The sequence below is a fragment of the Pseudomonas sp. A25(2017) genome, from assembly GCF_002001065.1.
Lineage (GTDB): Bacteria > Pseudomonadota > Gammaproteobacteria > Pseudomonadales > Pseudomonadaceae > Aquipseudomonas > Aquipseudomonas kilonensis.
The window spans coordinates 1-19,876 of the sequence record NZ_MUOA01000098.1 but is presented as its reverse complement, the minus strand read 5'-3'; the positions used below and the strand labels follow the sequence as shown (position 1 = coordinate 19,876).

The following is a 19,876-nucleotide window of genomic DNA, read 5'->3' as shown; positions in this document are numbered from 1 at the left end:
CGCCATGTTGCAAGTCAGTGTTTATCGCTACAACCCTGATCAGGACGCTGCGCCGTTCATGCAGGATTTCCAGGTCGATACCGGTGGTAAAGACCTGATGGTGCTGGACGTGCTGGCCCTGATCAAAGAGCAGGACGAGGGTTTCTCCTATCGTCGCTCTTGCCGTGAGGGCGTTTGCGGCTCCGACGGCATGAATATCAACGGCAAGAACGGCCTGGCCTGCATCACGCCGCTGTCTGCGGTGGTCAAGGGCAACAAGCTGATCGTTCGTCCGTTGCCAGGTTTGCCGGTTATCCGTGACTTGGTCGTCGATATGAGCATCTTCTACAAGCAATACGAGAAGGTGAAGCCATACCTGCAGAACGACACGCCGGCTCCGGCCATCGAGCGTCTGCAGTCCCCAGAAGAGCGTGAGAAGCTCGACGGTCTGTACGAGTGCATCCTGTGCGCTTGCTGCTCGACCTCGTGCCCATCCTTCTGGTGGAACCCGGACAAGTTCCTGGGCCCGGCCGCCCTGCTGCAAGCGTACCGCTTCCTGGCAGACAGCCGTGACACCAAGACGTCCGAGCGTCTGGCTGCACTGGATGACCCGTTCAGCGTATTCCGCTGCCGCGGGATCATGAACTGCGTCAACGTCTGCCCGAAAGGCCTGAACCCGACTAAGGCCATCGGTCACGTACGTAACATGCTGCTGCAGAGCGGTGTGTGATTCAGCTGCTGTACCCGTAGGACCGCTTTACCCGTAGAAGGCCAGGCGCGGGCTTCAACCCGCGCTGAGGCTATAACCAGAACAGCCGCTTACAAAGCGGCGGTTCTTATTTTGAAGAAATGAGACAAGCAGGGGCATCCGGGCTGGTACCCGGACTATCAGCGTGATCCTAAGTGGCTTGTTTTAGTCGCTGCACTCGGACTTCTGCAAGTTTGCTCGGTGTTTTCGCCGATGGTGTTCCCCTAATCGAGGGTGACCAAGCATGCAAGAAAGCGTGATGCAGCGCATGTGGAACAGTGCCCACCTTTCCGGTGGTAACGCTGCCTATGTGGAAGAGCTTTACGAGCTCTACCTGCACGACCCTAACGCTGTGCCAGAAGAATGGCGCACCTACTTTCAGAAGTTGCCGGCTGACGGTAACTCTGCCACTGATGTTTCGCACTCGACGATTCGCGATCATTTCGTGTTGCTGGCAAAGAACCAGCGCCGCGCTCAACCGGTGTCTGCCGGCAGCGTGAGCAGTGAACACGAGAAGAAGCAAGTTGAAGTGCTGCGACTGATCCAGGCCTACCGGATGCGTGGCCACCAGTCAGCCCAGCTTGACCCGCTGGGGCTGTGGCAGCGTCCTGCACCTGCAGACCTGTCGATCACTCACTACGGCTTGACCAATGCCGATCTTGATACGACCTTCCGTGCCGGCGACCTGTTCATCGGCAAAGAGGAAGCGAGCCTACGCGAAATTCACGAAGCGTTGCAGCAGACATATTGCCGCACCATCGGCGCTGAATTTACGCATATCACCGATTCCGAGCAGCGCCAGTGGTTCCAGCAGCGTCTGGAAAGCGTGCGCGGCCGTCCGACGTACTCTGTCGACATCAAGAGCCACCTGCTTGAGCGCGTCACCGCCGGCGAAGGCCTCGAGAAATACCTCGGGACCAAATACCCGGGTACCAAGCGTTTCGGTCTGGAAGGCGGCGAGAGCCTGATTCCGATGCTCGACGAGTTGATCCAGCGTTCCGGTTCCTACGGCACCAAGGAAATCGTGATCGGCATGGCCCACCGTGGTCGCCTGAACGTGCTGGTCAACACCTTCGGCAAGAACCCGCGCGAGCTGTTCGACGAGTTCGAAGGCAAGAAGAAGGTCGAGCTGGGTTCCGGTGACGTGAAATACCACCAGGGCTTCTCGTCCAACGTGATGACCGCAGGTGGCGAAGTGCACCTGGCCATGGCGTTCAACCCGTCTCACCTGGAAATCGTTTCTCCAGTGGTCGAAGGTTCGGTCCGCGCCCGTCAGGATCGTCGTAACGACCCTACCGGCGAGAAGGTACTGCCGATCTCCATCCACGGTGACGCGGCATTCGCCGGTCAAGGCGTGGTCATGGAAACCTTCCAGATGTCGCAGACCCGCGGTTTCAAGACCGGCGGTACCGTGCACATCGTGATCAACAACCAGGTCGGTTTCACCATCAGCAACCCGCTGGACTCGCGCTCCACCGAGTATGCGACCGACGTTGCGAAGATGATCCAGGCGCCGATCCTCCATGTGAATGGTGATGATCCGGAAGCCGTGTTGTTCGTGACCCAGCTGGCCATCGACTACCGCATGCAGTTCAAGCGTGACGTGGTGATCGACCTGGTCTGCTACCGTCGTCGCGGCCACAACGAGGCCGACGAGCCAAGCGGCACCCAGCCAATCATGTATCAGCAGATCACCAAACAGCGCACCACCCGTGAGCTGTATGCCGATCATCTGACCCAGAGCGGTGTGCTGGACGTTGAGCGTGTTCAGGCGAAAGTCGACGAATACCGCAACGCGCTGGACAACGGTCTGCACGTGGTAAAAAGCCTGGTCAAAGAGCCGAACAAAGAGTTGTTCGTGGACTGGCGTCCGTATCTGGGCCACGCCTGGACCGCGCGTCACGACACTCGCTTCGATCTGAAAACCTTGCAGGAACTGTCCGCCAAGCTGCTGGAAATTCCGGAAGGCTTCGTGGTTCAGCGCCAGGTCGCGAAAATCTACGAAGACCGGCAGAAGATGCAAGCCGGCGGCCTGCCGATCAACTGGGGTTACGCCGAAACCATGGCGTACGCGACCCTGGCGTTCGAAGGTCACCCGATTCGCATGACGGGTCAGGACATCGGTCGCGGTACGTTCTCGCACCGTCACGCTGTCTTGCACAACCAGAAGGACGCGGGTACCTACGTCCCGCTGCAAAACCTGTACAAGGGCCAGCCACGTTTCGACCTGTACGATTCGTTCCTGTCCGAAGAAGCCGTGCTGGCGTTCGAATACGGTTACTCGACCACCACGCCTGAGGCGTTGGTGATCTGGGAAGCCCAGTTCGGCGACTTCGCCAACGGTGCCCAGGTGGTTGTCGACCAGTTCATCACCAGCGGCGAGCACAAGTGGGGCCGTCTCTGCGGTCTGACCATGCTGTTGCCACACGGTTATGAAGGGCAGGGGCCGGAGCACTCTTCGGCACGTCTGGAGCGTTACCTGCAACTGTGTGCCGAGCACAACGTCCAGGTTTGTGTACCGACCACGCCGGCACAGATCTACCACCTGCTGCGTCGTCAAGTCATCCGTCCGCTGCGCAAGCCGCTGATCGTGCTGACACCGAAGTCGCTGCTGCGTCACAAACTGGCGATCTCCACGCTCGAGGATCTGGCCGAAGGCTCGTTCCAGACCGTTATTTCGGAAATCGACACCCTGGACGCGGCGAAGGTCACTCGCCTGGTCATGTGCAGCGGCAAGGTCTACTACGACCTGCTGGAAAAACGTCGTGCCGAAGGCCGCGAAGACATCGCCATCGTGCGTATCGAGCAGCTTTACCCGTTCCCGGAAGAAGACCTGATGGAGGCCATCGCGCCTTACACCAACCTCACCCATGTGGTGTGGTGTCAGGAAGAGCCGATGAACCAAGGCGCGTGGTACAGCAGCCAGCATCACCTGCGTCGCAGCATCGGCAACCATAACAAGGCCCTGGGCCTGGAATATGCCGGCCGTGATGCTTCTGCTGCACCTGCGTGTGGTTATGCGTCGATGCACGCCGAGCAGCAGGAAAAACTGCTGCAAGATGCCTTCACTGTTTAACGCCTTCGCGCTGACTGAAACCGAATTTTAAGGACCCACAGATAATGGCTATCGAAATCAAAGCCCCGTCATTCCCGGAATCGGTTGCCGATGGCACCGTTGCCACCTGGCACAAGAAACCAGGCGAGGCCGTCAAGCGTGACGACCTGATCGTCGACATCGAGACCGACAAGGTCGTGCTGGAAGTATTGGCCGAAGCTGACGGCGTGCTGGGCGCAATCATTGCCGAGGAAGGCGCTACCGTTCTGTCGAACCAGGTCCTGGGCTCGATCGAAGAGGGCGGCGCTGCTGCCGCCGCTCCAGCCGCCGCTGCACCGGCTGCCGCCCAGGCTGCTGCTCCAGCCGCTGGTGGCGAAGACGATCCAGTCGCTGCCCCTGCTGCTCGCAAGCTGGCTGAAGAGAATGGCATCAACATCGCTTCCGTTGCCGGCACCGGCAAGGGTGGTCGCGTGACCAAGGAAGACGTGGTTGCAGCCGTTGCCGCCAAGAAAGCCGCTCCAGCCGCCGCGCCAGCCAAGCCTGCCGCACCTGCTGCTGCCGCTCCGGTGTTCGCTGCCGGTGACCGCGTTGAAAAACGCGTTCCGATGACCCGCGTTCGCGCTACCGTGGCCAAGCGTCTGGTAGAAGCCCAGTCGAACATGGCGATGCTGACCACTTTCAACGAAGTCGACATGACCGAAGTCATGGCCCTGCGTTCGAAGTACAAGGATCTGTTCGAGAAGTCCCACAACGGCGTACGCCTGGGCTTCATGTCGTTCTTCGTCAAGGCTGCCACCGAAGCGCTGAAACGCTTCCCGGCCGTCAACGCGTCGATCGACGGTTCCGACATCGTCTACCACGGCTACGCCGATATCGGTGTTGCTGTTTCCAGCGACCGTGGCCTGGTGGTTCCGGTACTGCGTAACGCCGAACTGATGAGCCTGGCCGAAATCGAAGGCGGCATCGCCACCTTCGGCAAGAAGGCCCGTGACGGCAAGCTGTCCATCGAAGAGATGACCGGCGGTACGTTCACCATCACCAACGGTGGTACATTCGGTTCGATGATGTCGACCCCGATCGTCAACCCGCCACAAGCGGCTATCCTGGGCATGCACAACATTCTGCAGCGTCCTATGGCGATCAATGGTCAGGTCGTGATTCGTCCGATGATGTACCTGGCACTGTCCTACGATCACCGCCTGATCGACGGCAAAGAAGCCGTGACGTTCCTGGTAACCATCAAGAACCTGCTTGAAGATCCGGCTCGTCTGCTGCTGGATATCTGATTTTCGCCGCGAGGGCCGGTCTGTTTTGACCGGCCTCTTGCTGAAACAACCGGTTTCGTCCCTCGACGGTCATCACAAGTGATCGTCCGGTTTGATTCGAAAAGGAATGACTCATGACTCAGAAATTCGACGTGGTAGTGATTGGTGCGGGCCCTGGCGGCTACGTAGCGGCCATCAAGGCTGCGCAACTGGGCCTTACCACTGCCTGCATCGAGAAATACACCGACAAGGAGGGCAAGCTGGCCCTCGGCGGTACTTGCCTGAACGTCGGTTGCATTCCTTCCAAGGCGCTGCTGGACAGCTCCTGGAAATACAAGGAAGCGAAAGAAAGCTTCAACGTTCACGGTATCTCTACCGGTGAAGTGAAAATGGACGTCGCCGCGATGGTTGGCCGCAAGGCTGGCATCGTCAAGAACCTGACCAGCGGTGTCGCCACCCTGTTCAAGGCCAACGGCGTGACCTCCATCGAAGGCCACGGCAAGTTGCTGATGGGCAAGAAAGTCGAAGTGACCAAGCCAGACGGTTCGGTTGAAGTGATCGAAGCCGAGAACGTCATCCTGGCGCCAGGCTCGCGTCCGATCGACATTCCACCGGCTCCGGTCGACCAGAACGTGATCGTCGACTCCACCGGTGCCCTGGAATTCCAGACCGTGCCAAAACGCCTGGGCGTGATCGGCGCTGGCGTGATCGGCCTCGAGCTGGGTTCGGTATGGTCGCGCCTGGGTGCGCAAGTGACCGTACTGGAAGCCCTCGACACCTTCCTGATGGCCGCTGACGCTGCGGTTTCCAAGGAAGCGCTGAAAACCCTGACCAAACAGGGTCTGGACATCAAGCTGGGCGCTCGCGTCACCGGTTCGAAGGTCAACGGCGAAGAAGTCGTGGTGACCTACACCGACACCAACGGCGAACAGACCATCACCTTCGACAAGCTGATCGTCGCGGTCGGCCGTCGTCCTGTGACTACCGACCTGTTGGCTGCCGACAGCGGCGTGGAAATCGACGAGCGCGGCTTCATTGCCGTCGACGACCAGTGCGCAACCGCAGTTCCGGGCGTCTTCGCCATCGGTGACGTGGTTCGCGGCATGATGCTGGCACACAAGGCATCCGAAGAAGGCATCATGGTTGTCGAGCGCATCAAGGGCCACAAAGCCCAGATGAACTACGACCTGATCCCTTCGGTTATCTACACCCACCCGGAAATCGCATGGGTTGGCAAGACCGAGCAGGCCTTGAAAGCCGAAGGCGTTGAAGTTAACGTCGGCACCTTCCCGTTTGCAGCCAGTGGCCGTGCCATGGCAGCCAACGATACCGGTGGTTTCGTGAAAGTCATCGCCGATGCCAAGACGGATCGCGTATTGGGCGTTCACGTCATTGGCCCAAGCGCTGCCGAGCTGGTACAGCAAGGCGCGATCGGCATGGAATTCGGCACCAGCGCTGAGGATCTGGGCATGATGGTCTTCTCCCATCCGACCCTGTCCGAAGCCTTGCACGAAGCGGCCCTGGCCGTAAATGGCGGCGCCATCCACGTGGCCAACCGCAAGAAGCGTTAATAGACAATAAGAAACCACGGCGGTATGGCCCGTCGTGAGCCTTGCGAGCAAGACTCACCGCGGAATATCCGCTGGACGCAGCCTTGCGTAGCCGAACCGGTTAACTGGAACGCTACGCAAGCAGCAGTCACAGGTGGTGCGGCACCAGAACGGTGCAGCACCGAATGCGCAGTACCTAACGAAGACGGTAATAAGCATGAATCTTCACGAGTATCAGGGTAAGCAGCTGTTCGCTGAGTACGGCCTGCCAGTATCCACCGGTTACGCGGTAGACACCCCGGAAGCGGCAGCAGAAGCTTGCGACAAAATCGGCGGCAGCGAATGGGTTGTCAAAGCCCAGGTTCACGCCGGTGGTCGCGGTAAAGCGGGCGGCGTCAAGCTGGTTCGCAGCAAAGAAGACGCCAAAGCCTTCGCACAGCAGTGGCTGGGCAAGCGTCTGGTGACTTACCAGACTGACGCCAACGGTCAGCCAGTGACCAAGATCCTGGTTGAATCGTGCACTGATATCGCTAAAGAGCTGTACCTGGGCGCTGTCGTTGACCGTTCGAGCCGCCGCATCGTGTTCATGGCTTCCACCGAAGGTGGCGTGGACATCGAGAAAATCGCTCACGATACCCCTGAGAAAATCCTCAAGGCCACCATCGATCCACTGGTTGGCGCACAGCCATTCCAGGGTCGCGAGCTGGCATTCCAGCTGGGCCTGGAAGGCAAGCAAGTTGCTCAGTTCGCCAAGATCTTCGTAGGTCTGGCCAAGCTGTTCAAGGATCACGACCTGGCGCTGCTGGAAGTGAACCCGCTGGTGATCAAGGCCGACGGCGACCTGCACTGCCTCGATGCCAAGATCAACATCGACGCCAACGCCATGTACCGTCAGCCTAAGCTGAAGACTTTCCACGATCCGTCGCAAGACGATCCGCGCGAAGCGCACGCTGCCAAGTTCGAACTGAACTACGTAGCCCTGGAAGGTAACATCGGCTGCATGGTCAACGGTGCTGGCCTGGCCATGGGTACCATGGACATCGTCAACCTGCATGGCGGCAAGCCAGCCAACTTCCTCGACGTGGGCGGTGGTGCTACCAAGGAACGCGTAACCGAAGCGTTCAAGATCATCCTGTCCGACACCAACGTCGCTGCAGTACTGGTCAACATCTTCGGCGGCATCGTTCGCTGCGACATGATTGCCGAAGGCATCATCGGCGCCGTGAAAGAAGTTGGCGTGAAAATCCCGGTTGTTGTTCGCCTTGAAGGCAACAACGCTGAGCTGGGCGCTAAAGTACTGGCAGAAAGCGGTTTGAACATCATCGCTGCTACCAGCCTGACCGACGCTGCTCAACAAGTTGTCAAAGCTGCGGAGGGCAAATAATGAGCGTCCTGATCAATAAAGACACCAAGGTTATCTGCCAGGGTATTACCGGTTCGCAAGGTAGTTTCCACACCCAGCAAGCCATCGAATACGGCACCAAGATGGTTGGCGGCGTAACACCGGGCAAGGGCGGCACCGAGCACCTGGGCCTGCCAGTGTTCAACACCGTGAAAGACGCTGTAGCCGCCACTGGCGCCACCGCCAGCGTGATCTACGTTCCAGCTCCTTTCTGCAAGGACTCCATCCTTGAAGCAGCGTTCGGCGGCATCAAGCTGATCGTCTGCATCACCGAAGGCATCCCGACCATCGACATGCTGGAAGCCAAGGTCAAGTGCGACGAGCTGGGTATCACCCTGATCGGCCCTAACTGCCCAGGCGTGATCACTCCAGGCGAATGCAAGATCGGCATCATGCCAGGTCACATTCACTTGCCAGGCAAGGTCGGTATCGTTTCCCGTTCCGGCACCCTGACCTACGAAGCTGTGAAGCAGACCACTGACGCCGGTTTCGGTCAGTCGACTTGCGTCGGCATCGGCGGTGACCCGATCCCAGGCTCGAACTTCATCGACATCCTGAAGCTGTTCCAGGAAGACCCGAAGACCGAAGCGATCGTCATGATCGGTGAGATCGGCGGTTCGGCTGAAGAAGAAGCGGCTGCCTACATCAAGGCCAACGTGACCAAGCCGGTTGTTTCCTACATCGCTGGTGTGACTGCTCCTCCGGGCAAGCGCATGGGCCATGCTGGCGCAATCATCTCTGGCGGCAAAGGCACTGCAGACGAGAAATTCGCTGCTCTGCAAGACGCAGGCGTGAAAACCGTGCGTTCGCTGGCAGACATCGGCAAGGCCCTGGCCGAGCTGACTGGCTGGGAAATGAAGAAGTAAGCTTCGGCTGACTTTTTTGTTCCAGCAACAAAGGCCACCTTCGGGTGGCCTTTGTCGTTTCTGGGGCCGTAGGGGCAAGGTTTTTGGGGTGCAGTCCACTCTGTGGGAGCAAGGCCCTGTGGGAGCAAGGCTTGCCCGCGATGCAGGCGACCCAGTTCTATCTGTCAAGTTCACGCTGACGCCATCGCGGGCAAGCCTTGCTCCCACAAAGCCTTGCTCCACAGATAAATCCCCTTGCCACAGGGGCTTCGCAGGAAAATAGATACGTAAACGCGACACACGAACGTCGTGCATCGGATAGTTCGCCCCTTAACAGTGCGTTCTCTCGCTAAATTCGTTAGGCTAGCAGCCATTTTTGCGACCGCTGCCCACAAGGAAGCGCCGCGCTAAACGGGTCGGTCCCATACGGATCGGCAGCATTTCCCTCACCCATAAGGGAAATCCCTCTCTAAATTCCGATTCAGTAGTGTGGTTTCCTTAATGAAAGTGTTGAAAGGCCAGGACATCCTGGCGCTCGGTTTCATGACATTTGCCCTGTTCGTCGGGGCCGGCAACATCATCTTCCCGCCTATCGTCGGTTTGCAGTCCGGGCCTCATGTCTGGATGGCGGCGCTGGGCTTTTTGATCACGGCGGTCGGGCTGCCGGTCATCACGGTCGTTGCACTGGCCAAGGTGGGCGGGGCGATGGACGCCTTGAGCAGCCCCATCGGCAAGGTCGCCGGCGGCTTGCTGGCGGCGGTGTGCTACCTGGCCGTCGGCCCGTTGTTCGCCACGCCGCGTACCGCCACCGTTTCGTTCGAAGTCGGCTTGGCGCCGTTGACCGGTGAAAGCCCGCTGGCGCTGTTCCTCTACAGCGCAGCGTATTTCCTGCTGGTGTTTTTCATCTCGCTCTACCCGGGCCGCCTGCTGGACACCGTCGGACGCTTCCTCGCGCCACTGAAGATCATCGCCCTGGCCGTGCTCGGCATCGCGGCGTTTGTCTTGCCCACGGGTGATATCGGCGTGGCCACCCCCGAGTACATCGCGGCACCGTTCTCCCAAGGGTTCATCAATGGCTACCTGACCATGGATACCCTGGGCGCCTTGGTGTTCGGCATTGTCATCGTCAACGCGATCCGTTCCCGGGGCGTCGAGTCGCCGGCCTTGATCACCCGCTATGCGATCATCGCCGGGCTGATTGCCGGGGTGGGCCTGGCGCTGGTCTACGTCAGCCTGTTCCGCCTGGGTTCGGGCAGCCATGAAGTGGCCATGGGCGCGACCAACGGCGCGGCTGTGCTGCATGCCTACGTGCAACACACCTTCGGCAGCCTGGGCAGCGGTTTCCTGGCGGTGCTGATCTCCCTGGCGTGCCTGGTGACTGCTGTCGGCCTGACCTGTGCCTGCGCCGAGTACTTCAGCCGCGTACTGCCGCTGTCCTACAAGACCCTGGTCGTGATCCTGGCGGCCTTTTCGCTGCTGGTGTCCAACCTGGGCCTGACCAAGCTGATCGCCTTCTCGATTCCGGTCCTCACCGCGATCTACCCACCGTGCATCGCCCTGGTGGCCCTGAGCTTCTGCAAGGACTTCTGGCACGAGCAGGGGCGCATCGTTGGCCCGGTGATGCTGGTGTCATTCCTGTTTGGCCTGATCGATGCGCTCAAGGGCGCCGGCCTGGCGGACTGGATGCCGACGCAACTGGCCCATCTGCCGCTGAGCGAGCAAGGCCTGGCCTGGCTGGTGCCTTCGGTGATGACCCTGGCGGTCGCGGTGGTGTGCGATCGCCTGCTGGGCAAACGCAGCGAAGCGTTGGCTTAAGCGGCCTACTGGCAGATCCATCGGCAAGAACTGAAATGCCCCGTATCAATCGATACGGGGCATTTTTTTGAGTGCAGTGTCTTTTTCCGTGGACTGTGGGAGCGAGCCTGCTCGCGATAGCGTTGGAGCTGCCGACATCGAAGTGAACGTTATACCGCTATCGCGAGCAGGCTCGCTCCCACAGGGTTCGCTGATACTATTGCCACAGATTTTGTTTCGTCACAGGAAATCGAATGTCATTCATCCAAGCCAACCTGATCCACCTGCTTGCCGCCGCCTGGTTCATCATCTGCTGGGCGGGCTACACCCGTTATGCCACCTGGAAGGCGCGCGACACGGCCTGCCTGGCCAGTGTGATGCACCTGTACCGCGAAGACTGGATGCGCCGCATGCTGCTGCGTGAGAACCGTATCGCCGATGCCAGCGTGATCGGCAACCTGGAGCGCAACGCATCATTTTTCGCCTCCAGCACACTGATCATCCTGGCCGGTATCCTGACAGTACTCGGCGCGTCCGATCGGGCGGTGTCGTTGCTGGCGGACATCCCCATGGTACAGCAGGCTTCCCAGGGCATGGCGGAGGTCAAGTTGCTGTGCCTGGCACTGGTGTTCGTGTATGCGTTCTTCACGTTCAGTTGGTGCATGCGCCAGTACAACTTCGCGGCGGTCCTGATTGGCTCGGCACCGATGATCGGCGAGCGCCATGTGTCGGAGCAAGAGCGCAAGGCCTTTGCACTAAGAGCGGCGCGAGTGATCTCCATGGCCGCCAACCAGTTCAACTTCGGCCTGCGTGCCTATTACTTCGGCATGACCATGTTGGCGTGGTTCGTCAGCCCCTGGTTATTCATGTTGATGAGTGCCGGCGTGGTGTTTGTGTTGTACCAGCGCGAGTTTCACTCCGATGTGCTGGATGTGATGGTCTATACCCCCACCGAAGCGCCAGTGTCCGAGGTGGGCAAGGAAGCGGCCTGACAGGCGACGCCGCCAAATCGCAGGCAAAAGAAAACCCGCACCAGGCGGGTTTTCTTTTGCCGCTAAAACCGTATCAGTTGGTTTTAGGCGCGGCAGGAGCAGGGGCTTGTTCCTGCTGAGCGGCGCTGTTCGATTCAGACTGAGCTTTGGCGGCTTCGGCGTTTTCTTTCGCCGCGTCGTTCACTTTATCCTGTGCTTTGTTCATGTCTTGCTGAGCTTGCTCAGCGTGTTGTTGGGCATCTTGAGCTTTGTCCTCGGATTTTTTATCGCAGGCAGCGAGACCGAGGGAAGCGGCCAACATCAAGGCAATAGCAAAAGTCTTACGCATGGGGTGTTTCTCCTTATGGAAATAACTACTGGCCTTTTGAACGCCACCCCTCGGATTAAGTTCCTGTTGCATAACAGATATATAACTTTGCACTGCAACGGAACTTTGTGGATCGCACCTGTCGTCAGGTCTCGTCACTCACTGGAGCGTTAATCAAATGGCCGAAGACCCCGTTTTTGAGCGTGCGACACGCTTTTTATCCGCACTCAGGCATTGCCAGGTGCTGGGCTTGAAGCTGCACAGCGCCAGTCGTGACGGGCTGACGGTCATCCTGCCGTTCAGCCCGCAAATCGTCGGAAATCCCCTGACAGGCATCATCCACGGTGGGGCGTTGACCTCATTGATGGACACCGCGTGCGGCATGTCGACCCTATGTGTGCTGCCGCAATTCGAAGTCTGTCCCACCCTCGACCTGCGTATCGACTACATGCACGCCGCCGAGCCCCACAAGGATGTCTACGGCTTCGCGCAATGCTATCGGGTCACCCCGGACGTGATCTTCAGCCGGGGTTTCGCCTATCAGGACGACCCCGAGAAACCCATTGCACATGTGGTGGGCACCTTCATGCGCCTGGGCCAGCATGCCAGGGGCATGGGGAAGGCCAGCCCGATGACCGCCGTGGGCCAGCCATGACCGATACCACCCAGGAACAACTGCGCCGCGCCTGTGAGCAGGGCGACTACGCGCTGCTGCTCGCCTCGATTCCCTATGCCCAACTGATCGGCGTCGAATGCACGCGCCAGGGCGACGACTTGGTGTTTCGCCTGCCGGCCAACAAAGACAACATTGGTAACCCTTTACTGCCGGCCATCCACGGCGGCGTCATCGCCGGTTTCATGGAGCTGGCCGCTGCCGTGCATTTGTTGATCGCCACCGGCACGCCAGGCATACCGAAAATCATCGACTTTTCCCTGGATTACCTGCGCACCGGACAGTTTCGCGACACCTACGCCAAATGCCAGGTCTGGCGCCAGGGCCGGCGGGTCGCCAACGTCGCGATCACCGCCTGGCAAGACGTCGAGGCACAACCCATCGCCACCGCCCGGGCACATTTCAAGATCCAGGAGCCGTCAAAACCGGATCGCCCTTGAGCTGATCACTCGGAGCTCGGTGAAGTTGACGATGGCATGTTCCTTTGTTCGACCCGGAAGGTCAGATAGTTTGAGGCGAAGATAATCACTGCGCCGACCAATACCCAGATTTCGAGAGGCTCGCTGTAGAGAAAAAAACCAACGACGGCAATGAGTGGCACCCTGAAAAAATCAATCGGGATGGCAATGGAGGCTTCCATGACGCTCAGTGCCTTGGCCATGGCGAAGTGTGCACTTAAACCCGTTATGCCCAACAGCAGGATCCAGGGGATGCAGGCGAGCGTAGGGGTACGCCATTGTGCCAGGGACAGACCAAGGCCCAAGGGCAATTGTAGAAGCACCATCCAGATCACGATGATGGCGGGACTGCTGGTCAACGTCAGTTTTTTCACCATGATGATGGATGTTGCGTAGCCCATGGCGGCCAGAAGAACGATAAACGCGGCGGGTTCAATGCTATCAAGGCCGGGCCTTAGAATGACCAGGACGCCCAGGAAACCGCCGATGGCGGCGAGTACCCTGGCGGTGGAGAGTTTTTCCTTCAAGAATAAAAACGCCAGGAGGGAAACCCATATCGGGGTGGTGAACTCCAGGGCAAAGACCTTAACCAACGGAAGCGATGCCACGCCAATGGTCCAGGCATATTGTCCGGCGAAGTGAACTGCGTTCCTGCCAATCTGTAGACCCAGGTCACGGGCTTGTTTGAGCGTGGCGCGCTGTTGGTAAATAACCGGAAAAATAATGATCAGTCCGACCAAGGACCTGAAAAACAGGATCTCGAAGATCGACATGAACGTGGAAAGCTCTCGGGCCGCGACGGCCATGCCTATGAATGAAAGCAGGCTTGCTGCCATCCATAACGCTCCACCTAGTGGCAGCTTTACCTGATGCATTGACGCTCCTTTTTACTCGGCCATTGTTCTTCGTGAACCGCCGTCGGGTATTAAAGCAGCGATTATCCGTGGCTCAGGCAATTTCTTCGCAACACATTTCCATCAGTACCCGGCCAGGTGCCAGAGGCGGGTGGCCAACGTCGCGATCACCGCCTGGCAAGGCGTCGAGGCCGAGCCCATCGCCACTGCCCGGGCCCATTTCAAGATCCAGGAGCCGTCAAAACCGGATCGCCCTTGAAATCATCAGCGTTGCCCCCACCTTGAGGACATCCCGCCGCCAATCTCAGCGAGGCGGACACCACCATCCACTTGGAGTTTGATGACCATGAGCGTGGAAACTCAAAAGGAAACCCTGGGCTTCCAGACCGAGGTGAAGCAACTGCTGCACCTGATGATTCACTCGCTGTATTCCAATAAGGAAATTTTCCTTCGCGAGTTGATTTCGAACGCCTCTGACGCTGTCGACAAATTACGTTTCGAAGCCCTTTCCAAGCCTGAATTGCTGGAAGGCGGCGCTGAGCTGAAAATCCGTGTGAGCTTCGACAAGGACGCGAAAACCGTCACCCTCGAAGACAACGGCATCGGCATGAGCCGCGAAGAGGTGATCACGCACCTGGGCACCATCGCCAAGTCCGGCACCGCCGACTTCATGAAGAACCTGTCGGGCGATCAGAAGAAAGATTCCCACCTGATCGGTCAGTTCGGCGTCGGTTTCTATTCCGCGTTCATCGTTGCCGACCAGGTCGAAGTGTTCAGCCGCCGTGCCGGCCTCGCTGCGAGCGAAGGTGTGCACTGGTCGTCCAAGGGCGAGGGCGAGTTTGAAGTCGCCACCGTCGACAAGGCTGATCGCGGCACCCGCATTGTGCTGCACCTCAAGTCCGGCGAAGACGAGTTCGCCGATGGCTGGCGCCTGCGCAACATCATCAAGAAGTACTCCGACCATATCGCGCTGCCGATCGAGCTGCCGAAGGAAGTCACCGCTGCCGAAGGCGAAGAAAAGCCTGAAGTGGAATGGGAAACCGTCAACCGCGCCAGTGCCTTGTGGACCCGTCCGCGCACCGAGGTGAAAGACGAGGAATACCAGGAGTTCTACAAGCACATCGCCCACGACTTCGAGAACCCGCTGAGCTGGAGCCATAACAAGGTCGAAGGCAAGCTGGAGTACAGCTCGTTGCTGTACGTGCCGGCCCGTGCACCTTTCGATTTGTACCAGCGCGAAGCGCCACGCGGCCTGAAGCTGTACGTGCAGCGCGTGTTCGTGATGGACCAGGCCGAATCGTTCCTGCCGCTGTACCTGCGCTTCATCAAGGGCGTGGTGGATTCCAACGATTTGTCGCTGAACGTTTCGCGGGAAATCCTGCAGAAAGATCCGATCATCGATTCGATGAAGTCGGCACTGACCAAGCGCGTGCTGGACATGCTGGAAAAACTGGCGAAGAACGAGCCCGAGCAGTACAAGGGCTTCTGGAAAAACTTCGGCCAAGTGATGAAGGAAGGCCCGGCCGAGGACTTCGCCAACAAAGAGAAAATCGCCGGCCTGCTGCGCTTTGCGTCGACCCAGGGTGACGATGGCGAGCAGATCGTTGGCTTGGCCGATTACCTGGCCCGTACCAAGGAAGGCCAGGACAAGATCTACTACCTGACCGGTGAAACTTATGCACAGGTCAAGAACAGCCCGCACCTGGAAGTCTTCCGCAAGAAAGGCATCGAAGTGCTGCTGCTGACCGACCGCATCGATGAATGGCTGATGAGCTACCTCAGCGAGTTCGACGGCAAGAGCTTCGTCGATGTGGCCCGTGGTGACCTGGACCTCGGCAACCTGGATTCGGAAGAAGACAAGAAAGCCGCCGAAGAAGTCGCCAAGAGCAAGGAAGGCCTGGTCGAGCGGATCAAGACGGCCCTGGGCGATGCAGTCAGCGAAGTGCGTGTCTCGCACCGCCTGACCGATTCCCCGGCAATCCTGGCCATCGGTGAGCAGGACCTGGGCCTGCAAATGCGCCAGATCCTCGAAGCCAGCGGCCAGAAAGTCCCGGACTCCAAGCCGATCTTCGAATTCAACCCGGCCCACCCGCTGGTGGAAAAGCTCGACAACGAGCAGAGCGAAGAGCGTTTCGGCGATCTGTCGCACATCCTGTTCGACCAAGCGGCCCTGGCGGCTGGCGACAGCCTGAAGGACCCGGCGGCGTATGTGCGTCGCCTGAACAAGCTGCTGGTTGAACTGTCAGCTTAAGCAAGTGCAGGAAAAACCCGCTTCGGCGGGTTTTTTCTTTTCTGGTGTTCCGTTCAAGAGGAGTCCGCCATGAGTCAGGTTACGGTTCGTTCGCTGGTCTATCAGATCGATGGTCAAAGTTATGAAGGTCGCCTGGCCTTCGACATCAGCCAACAGGGCTCGCGCCCGGGTTTGCTGATGGCGCCAAATTGGATGGGCGTAGGGGGGGGAGCCGAGGACATCGCCAGATCGGTGGCGGCCAACGGTTATGTGGTGTTGATCGCCGACCTGTACGGGCAGGCGGTCCGCCCGAGCAATGCCGATGAGGCGGGAGCGGCGATGATGCCCCTCAAGAACGACCGGGCGTTGTTGCGCAAGCGCATGCAGGCGGCGCTCGAGCAACTGCAGAGCCAGGGCGAAGCGCAGGTCGACGCTTCCAGGCTGGCCACGTTCGGCTTTTGCTTCGGTGGCTGCTGCGCCCTGGAACTGGCCCGCAGCGGCGCACCGCTGAAGGCGGCGATTTCCTTCCACGGCACCCTGGATACACCGAACCCGGCCGATGCGCAGAACATCAAGGGCGCGGTGTTGGTCATGCATGGCGCCTCCGACCCGCTGGTGCCGAAAGAGCAGCTACCGGCCTTCGAAGCTGAAATGAACGCCGTCGGGGTGGATTGGCAACTGCTGAGCTACGGCGGTGCGGTGCATTCGTTCACCGACCCGCAGGCCAATGTGCCGGGCAAGATGATGTACGACGCCAAGGTGGCCGGGCGAGCGTTCAGGTCGATGCATAATTTGTTGGATGAAGTGTTCAGGGGCTGAATGCTTCAAGTTGAACCTGTGGCGAGGGAGCTTGCTCCCGCTGGGCCTGTAGGAGCTGTGTAGGAGCTGTCGAGTGAAACGAGGCTGCGATCTTTCCCCAGTCACTTGAATCTCAAGCGAAAGATCAAGATCAAAAGATCGCAGGCTTCGCCAGCTCCTACAGAGTCGAGCGGGAGCAAGCTCCCTCGCCACAGGATGTTGTGAATCTAGGGCAACTCGATCCGCTCGCTTTCCCCCGGCACCGTCGGCCAGTCTCCAGCCGCCCAGCGCCGGCGAGCTTCATCGATCCGGGCCGGGTCGCTGGAAACGAAATTCCAGTTGATCCGTCGCGGCCCGTCCAGGGGCGCACCGCCGAACAGCACGGCATGGCAGTCACTGTCGGCAAACAGCGTCATTTCTTCCCCTGTCGGCAGTATCACCAGGGAATGGGCTTCTAACGGCTCGCCATCCAATGACGCCTCGCCGCTCAACACATACAGGGCCCGCTCTGCATGCTCGGTGGGAATCAGCAAGGTCGTCGCGGTTTGCAGTTTCAACTCGGCATAAAGCGTCGGCGACAGCACCGGCACCGGCGATTCCAGGCAAAAGCCTGACCCGGCGATCATGCGGATGCTGACCCCCAGGTTCTCGCTGACCGGCAGGCTGTGTGCCGGGTGATGACTGTAGTGCCCCGGGCCCTGTTCGTGGGACTGGGGTGAGGCCAGCCAGACTTGCAACCCGTGCATGACAAACGCGCTGCCCAGCAATGACTCAGGGGTGCGCTCGACATGGGCGATGGCGCTGCCGGCGGTCATCCAGCTGACATCCCCGGCGTTCACCACCTGGTCGGAACCCAGGCTGTCCTTGTGCTGGAGTTTTCCTTCGAACAGGTAAGTGAGGGTGGACAGGCCGATATGCGGATGCTGGCGGATGTTCATGCCTCTGCCGGCCGGGTAGGTGGTTTGCAGCATGTGATCGAAGAACACGAAAGGCCCGACGCTGCGGCATTTGGCGGACGGCAGCGGGCGAAGAATCGGCTGGCCTTCGACATCTTCGGCGCGGGGGCGAATGGTCAGGGGAGTGGTCATGTTGTCTTCCAGGTTGAACAACGGTTGCACGAAGCATAACCCGCCGCCGGCAGGCGCGGCAGATGCGCCTTGAACCCGAGCGGGACGGTTGGGGTCTACGGTGTTCATGGCTTTTGGAGACTGCTCGTGCCCTTGACCCGTTTGATCTTCGCCTGGTTGCTGGTCGTTTCGAGTAGCGGCGCCGTGGCCCGCGAATATGCCTACAGCGATGCGCACCTGCATTACGTCGATTTCTTTCAGGAAACCGCCGGCATGCCCAAGCTGCTCCAGGCAATGGCGGACAATCGCATTGAACATGTGATGATTTCCGGTGTGCCGGTGGCCAAGAAATGGCATGAGGACGAACCCAAGCGTCCGCGCTATTACGCCGGTGACGACGCGGATGCCTATTGGTACAGCGCCACCGACGTGATTGTCGCTGCAGCGGTGAGCAAGCTGACCGACGAACAGCGCCGGCACTTCCATCCATTCCTGTCGGGCTTCAACCCCAACGACAAGAACTCCGCCGCCCACATCCAGCGCATGCTCGATCTCTACCCGGGGTTGTGGCAAGGCATCGGCGAAGTCTTCACCCGCCATGACGACCTGACGGCGCTGACCTCGGGCGACACCCCTCGGGCCAACAACGAAGCCATGACGCGGATCTATCACCTGGCGGCCGAGAACGACCTGCCGGTGATGCTGCATTCCAACATCACTTCCAAGCGTGAGAAAAATCCGCTGTACCTGGCAGAAATCGAGGAGCCGTTGCGCAATCACCCGCACACGCGCTTCATCTGGGCCCACGCCGGTACCAGCATGGAAATCCATCGCCACCAGACCCGCTTGGATTTTCTGTTGCCGACCCTGACCCGCATGCTCGAGGCTTACCCCAATCTGTACATAGACCTGTCCTGGAGCGTGCTCACGCCGTACTTGCTGGACGAGGCGGGTAAGCCCCGGGATGAGTGGGTAAAGCTGGTGGAGCGCTTTCCTGAGCGCTTCATGGTGGGGTCGGATGTCGTCGGGCGGTTCAACAAGTTGGGCAAGGAGCTGCGCAGCTTCGATCCGTTTCTCGATGCCTTGCCGCAAGACGTGGCGCGGAAGGTGGCGCGGGATAACTTTCTGGCGGTGTTGTGTGGGAGCAAGGCTTGCCCGCGATGAAGACGACGCCGGCTTCCGGGGAAACGAGGTGCCTGCATCGCGAGCAAGCTTTGCTCCCACAGACCAACATCGCTTTGTCATCAGCCTGTCACTCCCGCGTCATACCCTCGCGCTCATCTCAATCAAGGAGCGCACTATGCACCTCACCCGTTCAAGCGCACTGGTCGCGCTGTTGTTGACCTGCGGCCTGGCACAGGCCGAAGTCCGTGTCGAAGGCCCGGTGGAATACGGCGTCTTCGAAGGGCCGCAAGCCGAGCTGCAATCGGGAGAGCGGGTCCTGCGGCGCAGCAACGAGCAGATCCGCCAGACCGAGAGCGTGCCGGCGAAGCTGGGCACCAAGTTCGGCATGCGCTATCAGTTGGCTGGCAAGGTCGCGGACGACCAGCCGTTGACCCTGTTGTATTTCACCCCCGGCATCCGCACCCCCGATGGCGTGCGCCACGATAAGTTCGAGATCATCCAGAAGCTGGTGCCCGGCGCGCCTCAGGATGTCATGGCCTACGAATTCACCGAAAGCCACGAAGTGGTGCCGGGGGAATGGCGGTTCATGGTGTTCCAGGGTGATCGGCTGCTGACGCAGCAGCGGTTTGTCGTGCGCTGAATTCCACCCACTTTAGATATCATGTGGGAGCGGGCTTGCTCGCGAATGCGGTGGGTCAGACGGCACATTTGCTAGCTGACCCACCGCATTCGCG

17 protein-coding genes and 1 pseudogene are annotated in these 19,876 nt (G+C 59.5%); 15 read left to right on the top strand and 3 right to left on the bottom strand.

The window, feature by feature from the left end; translation table 11 throughout:
- The first annotated feature begins 4 nt into the window (after positions 1-4).
- The 8 genes from B0E42_RS25050 (at position 5) to B0E42_RS25015 (ending at position 11,630) form a co-directional block, all read left to right on the top strand.
- Positions 5-709, top strand: coding sequence for a succinate dehydrogenase iron-sulfur subunit (locus tag B0E42_RS25050; protein ID WP_018610098.1), 705 nt, complete (start codon positions 5-7; stop codon positions 707-709).
- A 262-nt stretch (positions 710-971) separates the two neighbouring features.
- Complete coding sequence (locus tag B0E42_RS25045; RefSeq protein WP_018610100.1) at positions 972-3,803, top strand: 2-oxoglutarate dehydrogenase E1 component; 2,832 nt, start codon at positions 972-974, stop codon at positions 3,801-3,803.
- A 44-nt stretch (positions 3,804-3,847) separates the two neighbouring features.
- Positions 3,848-5,068 carry a 2-oxoglutarate dehydrogenase complex dihydrolipoyllysine-residue succinyltransferase gene (odhB, locus tag B0E42_RS25040; protein WP_014339583.1) on the top strand — a complete coding sequence of 407 codons (1,221 nt, stop codon included), beginning with the start codon at positions 3,848-3,850 and terminating at the stop codon, positions 5,066-5,068.
- 113 nt (positions 5,069-5,181) lie between these two features.
- Positions 5,182-6,618: a dihydrolipoyl dehydrogenase gene (gene lpdA / locus B0E42_RS25035; RefSeq protein ID WP_018610102.1), complete on the top strand. Its 1,437-nt coding sequence runs from the start codon at positions 5,182-5,184 to the stop codon at positions 6,616-6,618.
- 196 nt (positions 6,619-6,814) lie between these two features.
- Positions 6,815-7,981: an ADP-forming succinate--CoA ligase subunit beta gene (sucC, locus tag B0E42_RS25030; RefSeq protein WP_007919879.1), complete on the top strand. Its 1,167-nt coding sequence runs from the start codon at positions 6,815-6,817 to the stop codon at positions 7,979-7,981.
- Positions 7,981-8,865, top strand: coding sequence for a succinate--CoA ligase subunit alpha (gene sucD, locus B0E42_RS25025; protein WP_003179236.1), 885 nt, complete (start codon positions 7,981-7,983; stop codon positions 8,863-8,865). The genes sucC and sucD overlap by 1 nt, the downstream gene beginning before the upstream one ends.
- A gap of 480 nt (positions 8,866-9,345) precedes the next feature.
- On the top strand, positions 9,346-10,659 hold the full coding sequence (brnQ, locus tag B0E42_RS25020) for a branched-chain amino acid transport system II carrier protein (protein WP_018610108.1): 1,314 nt from the start codon (positions 9,346-9,348) through the stop codon (positions 10,657-10,659).
- 233 nt (positions 10,660-10,892) lie between these two features.
- On the top strand, positions 10,893-11,630 hold the full coding sequence (locus B0E42_RS25015) for a DUF599 domain-containing protein (protein ID WP_018610109.1): 738 nt from the start codon (positions 10,893-10,895) through the stop codon (positions 11,628-11,630).
- Between the two features lie 73 nt (positions 11,631-11,703).
- Here the strand turns inward: B0E42_RS25015 and B0E42_RS25010 are convergent, their stop codons facing one another.
- Entirely contained in the window at positions 11,704-11,958 is a 255-nt protein-coding gene (locus B0E42_RS25010; RefSeq protein ID WP_018610110.1) for a hypothetical protein, read from the bottom strand.
- A 157-nt stretch (positions 11,959-12,115) separates the two neighbouring features.
- Between B0E42_RS25010 and B0E42_RS25005 the strand changes: the two genes are divergently transcribed.
- Positions 12,116-12,592 (top strand): PaaI family thioesterase, encoded by a 477-nt coding sequence (locus tag B0E42_RS25005; protein WP_018610111.1) that lies wholly within the window; start codon positions 12,116-12,118, stop codon positions 12,590-12,592.
- Complete coding sequence (locus tag B0E42_RS25000; RefSeq protein WP_053189657.1) at positions 12,589-13,050, top strand: PaaI family thioesterase; 462 nt, start codon at positions 12,589-12,591, stop codon at positions 13,048-13,050. The genes B0E42_RS25005 and B0E42_RS25000 overlap by 4 nt, the downstream gene beginning before the upstream one ends.
- Positions 13,051-13,055: 5 nt before the next feature.
- Here the strand turns inward: B0E42_RS25000 and B0E42_RS24995 are convergent, their stop codons facing one another.
- Complete coding sequence (locus B0E42_RS24995; protein ID WP_077508109.1) at positions 13,056-13,943, bottom strand: DMT family transporter; 888 nt, start codon at positions 13,941-13,943, stop codon at positions 13,056-13,058.
- A gap of 121 nt (positions 13,944-14,064) precedes the next feature.
- Here B0E42_RS24995 and B0E42_RS24990 point away from each other — a divergent pair.
- The 3 genes and pseudogenes from B0E42_RS24990 to B0E42_RS24980 form a co-directional block, all read left to right on the top strand.
- A pseudogene (locus B0E42_RS24990) lies at positions 14,065-14,181 on the top strand (PaaI family thioesterase); the annotation flags it as partial.
- An 87-nt stretch (positions 14,182-14,268) separates the two neighbouring features.
- Positions 14,269-16,173, top strand: a complete 1,905-nt coding sequence (gene htpG, locus B0E42_RS24985; protein ID WP_018610114.1) for a molecular chaperone HtpG — start codon at positions 14,269-14,271, stop codon at positions 16,171-16,173.
- A gap of 69 nt (positions 16,174-16,242) precedes the next feature.
- Positions 16,243-16,971: a dienelactone hydrolase family protein gene (locus B0E42_RS24980; RefSeq protein WP_077508106.1), complete on the top strand. Its 729-nt coding sequence runs from the start codon at positions 16,243-16,245 to the stop codon at positions 16,969-16,971.
- Between the two features lie 206 nt (positions 16,972-17,177).
- On the opposite strand, the gene B0E42_RS24975 is transcribed toward B0E42_RS24980, so the two are convergent.
- Entirely contained in the window at positions 17,178-18,038 is an 861-nt protein-coding gene (locus B0E42_RS24975; protein ID WP_077508115.1) for a pirin family protein, read from the bottom strand.
- A gap of 126 nt (positions 18,039-18,164) precedes the next feature.
- On the opposite strand from B0E42_RS24975, the gene B0E42_RS24970 reads away from it, so the two are divergent.
- Together B0E42_RS24970 and B0E42_RS24965 are read left to right on the top strand one after the other, a co-directional pair.
- Positions 18,165-19,181: an amidohydrolase family protein gene (locus B0E42_RS24970; RefSeq protein ID WP_018610120.1), complete on the top strand. Its 1,017-nt coding sequence runs from the start codon at positions 18,165-18,167 to the stop codon at positions 19,179-19,181.
- Positions 19,182-19,317: 136 nt separating this feature from the next.
- Complete coding sequence (locus B0E42_RS24965) at positions 19,318-19,782, top strand: DUF3859 domain-containing protein (RefSeq protein WP_077508103.1); 465 nt, start codon at positions 19,318-19,320, stop codon at positions 19,780-19,782.
- Positions 19,783-19,876 lie beyond the last annotated feature (94 nt).

Excerpts from the sequence above, each read along its gene's own strand:
- B0E42_RS25050 (WP_018610098.1), top strand. The coding sequence starts at position 5 with ATGTTGCAAGTCAGTGTTTATCGCTACAACCCTGATCAGGACGCTGCG.
- B0E42_RS25045 (WP_018610100.1), top strand. The coding sequence starts at position 972 with ATGCAAGAAAGCGTGATGCAGCGCATGTGGAACAGTGCCCACCTTTCC.
- odhB (WP_014339583.1), top strand. The coding sequence starts at position 3,848 with ATGGCTATCGAAATCAAAGCCCCGTCATTCCCGGAATCGGTTGCCGAT.
- lpdA (WP_018610102.1), top strand. The coding sequence starts at position 5,182 with ATGACTCAGAAATTCGACGTGGTAGTGATTGGTGCGGGCCCTGGCGGC.
- sucC (WP_007919879.1), top strand. The coding sequence starts at position 6,815 with ATGAATCTTCACGAGTATCAGGGTAAGCAGCTGTTCGCTGAGTACGGC.
- sucD (WP_003179236.1), top strand. The coding sequence starts at position 7,981 with ATGAGCGTCCTGATCAATAAAGACACCAAGGTTATCTGCCAGGGTATT.
- brnQ (WP_018610108.1), top strand. The coding sequence starts at position 9,346 with ATGAAAGTGTTGAAAGGCCAGGACATCCTGGCGCTCGGTTTCATGACA.
- B0E42_RS25015 (WP_018610109.1), top strand. The coding sequence starts at position 10,893 with ATGTCATTCATCCAAGCCAACCTGATCCACCTGCTTGCCGCCGCCTGG.
- B0E42_RS25010 (WP_018610110.1), bottom strand. The coding sequence starts at position 11,958 with ATGCGTAAGACTTTTGCTATTGCCTTGATGTTGGCCGCTTCCCTCGGT.
- B0E42_RS25005 (WP_018610111.1), top strand. The coding sequence starts at position 12,116 with ATGGCCGAAGACCCCGTTTTTGAGCGTGCGACACGCTTTTTATCCGCA.
- B0E42_RS25000 (WP_053189657.1), top strand. The coding sequence starts at position 12,589 with ATGACCGATACCACCCAGGAACAACTGCGCCGCGCCTGTGAGCAGGGC.
- B0E42_RS24995 (WP_077508109.1), bottom strand. The coding sequence starts at position 13,943 with ATGCATCAGGTAAAGCTGCCACTAGGTGGAGCGTTATGGATGGCAGCA.
- htpG (WP_018610114.1), top strand. The coding sequence starts at position 14,269 with ATGAGCGTGGAAACTCAAAAGGAAACCCTGGGCTTCCAGACCGAGGTG.
- B0E42_RS24980 (WP_077508106.1), top strand. The coding sequence starts at position 16,243 with ATGAGTCAGGTTACGGTTCGTTCGCTGGTCTATCAGATCGATGGTCAA.
- B0E42_RS24975 (WP_077508115.1), bottom strand. The coding sequence starts at position 18,038 with ATGACCACTCCCCTGACCATTCGCCCCCGCGCCGAAGATGTCGAAGGC.
- B0E42_RS24965 (WP_077508103.1), top strand. The coding sequence starts at position 19,318 with ATGCACCTCACCCGTTCAAGCGCACTGGTCGCGCTGTTGTTGACCTGC.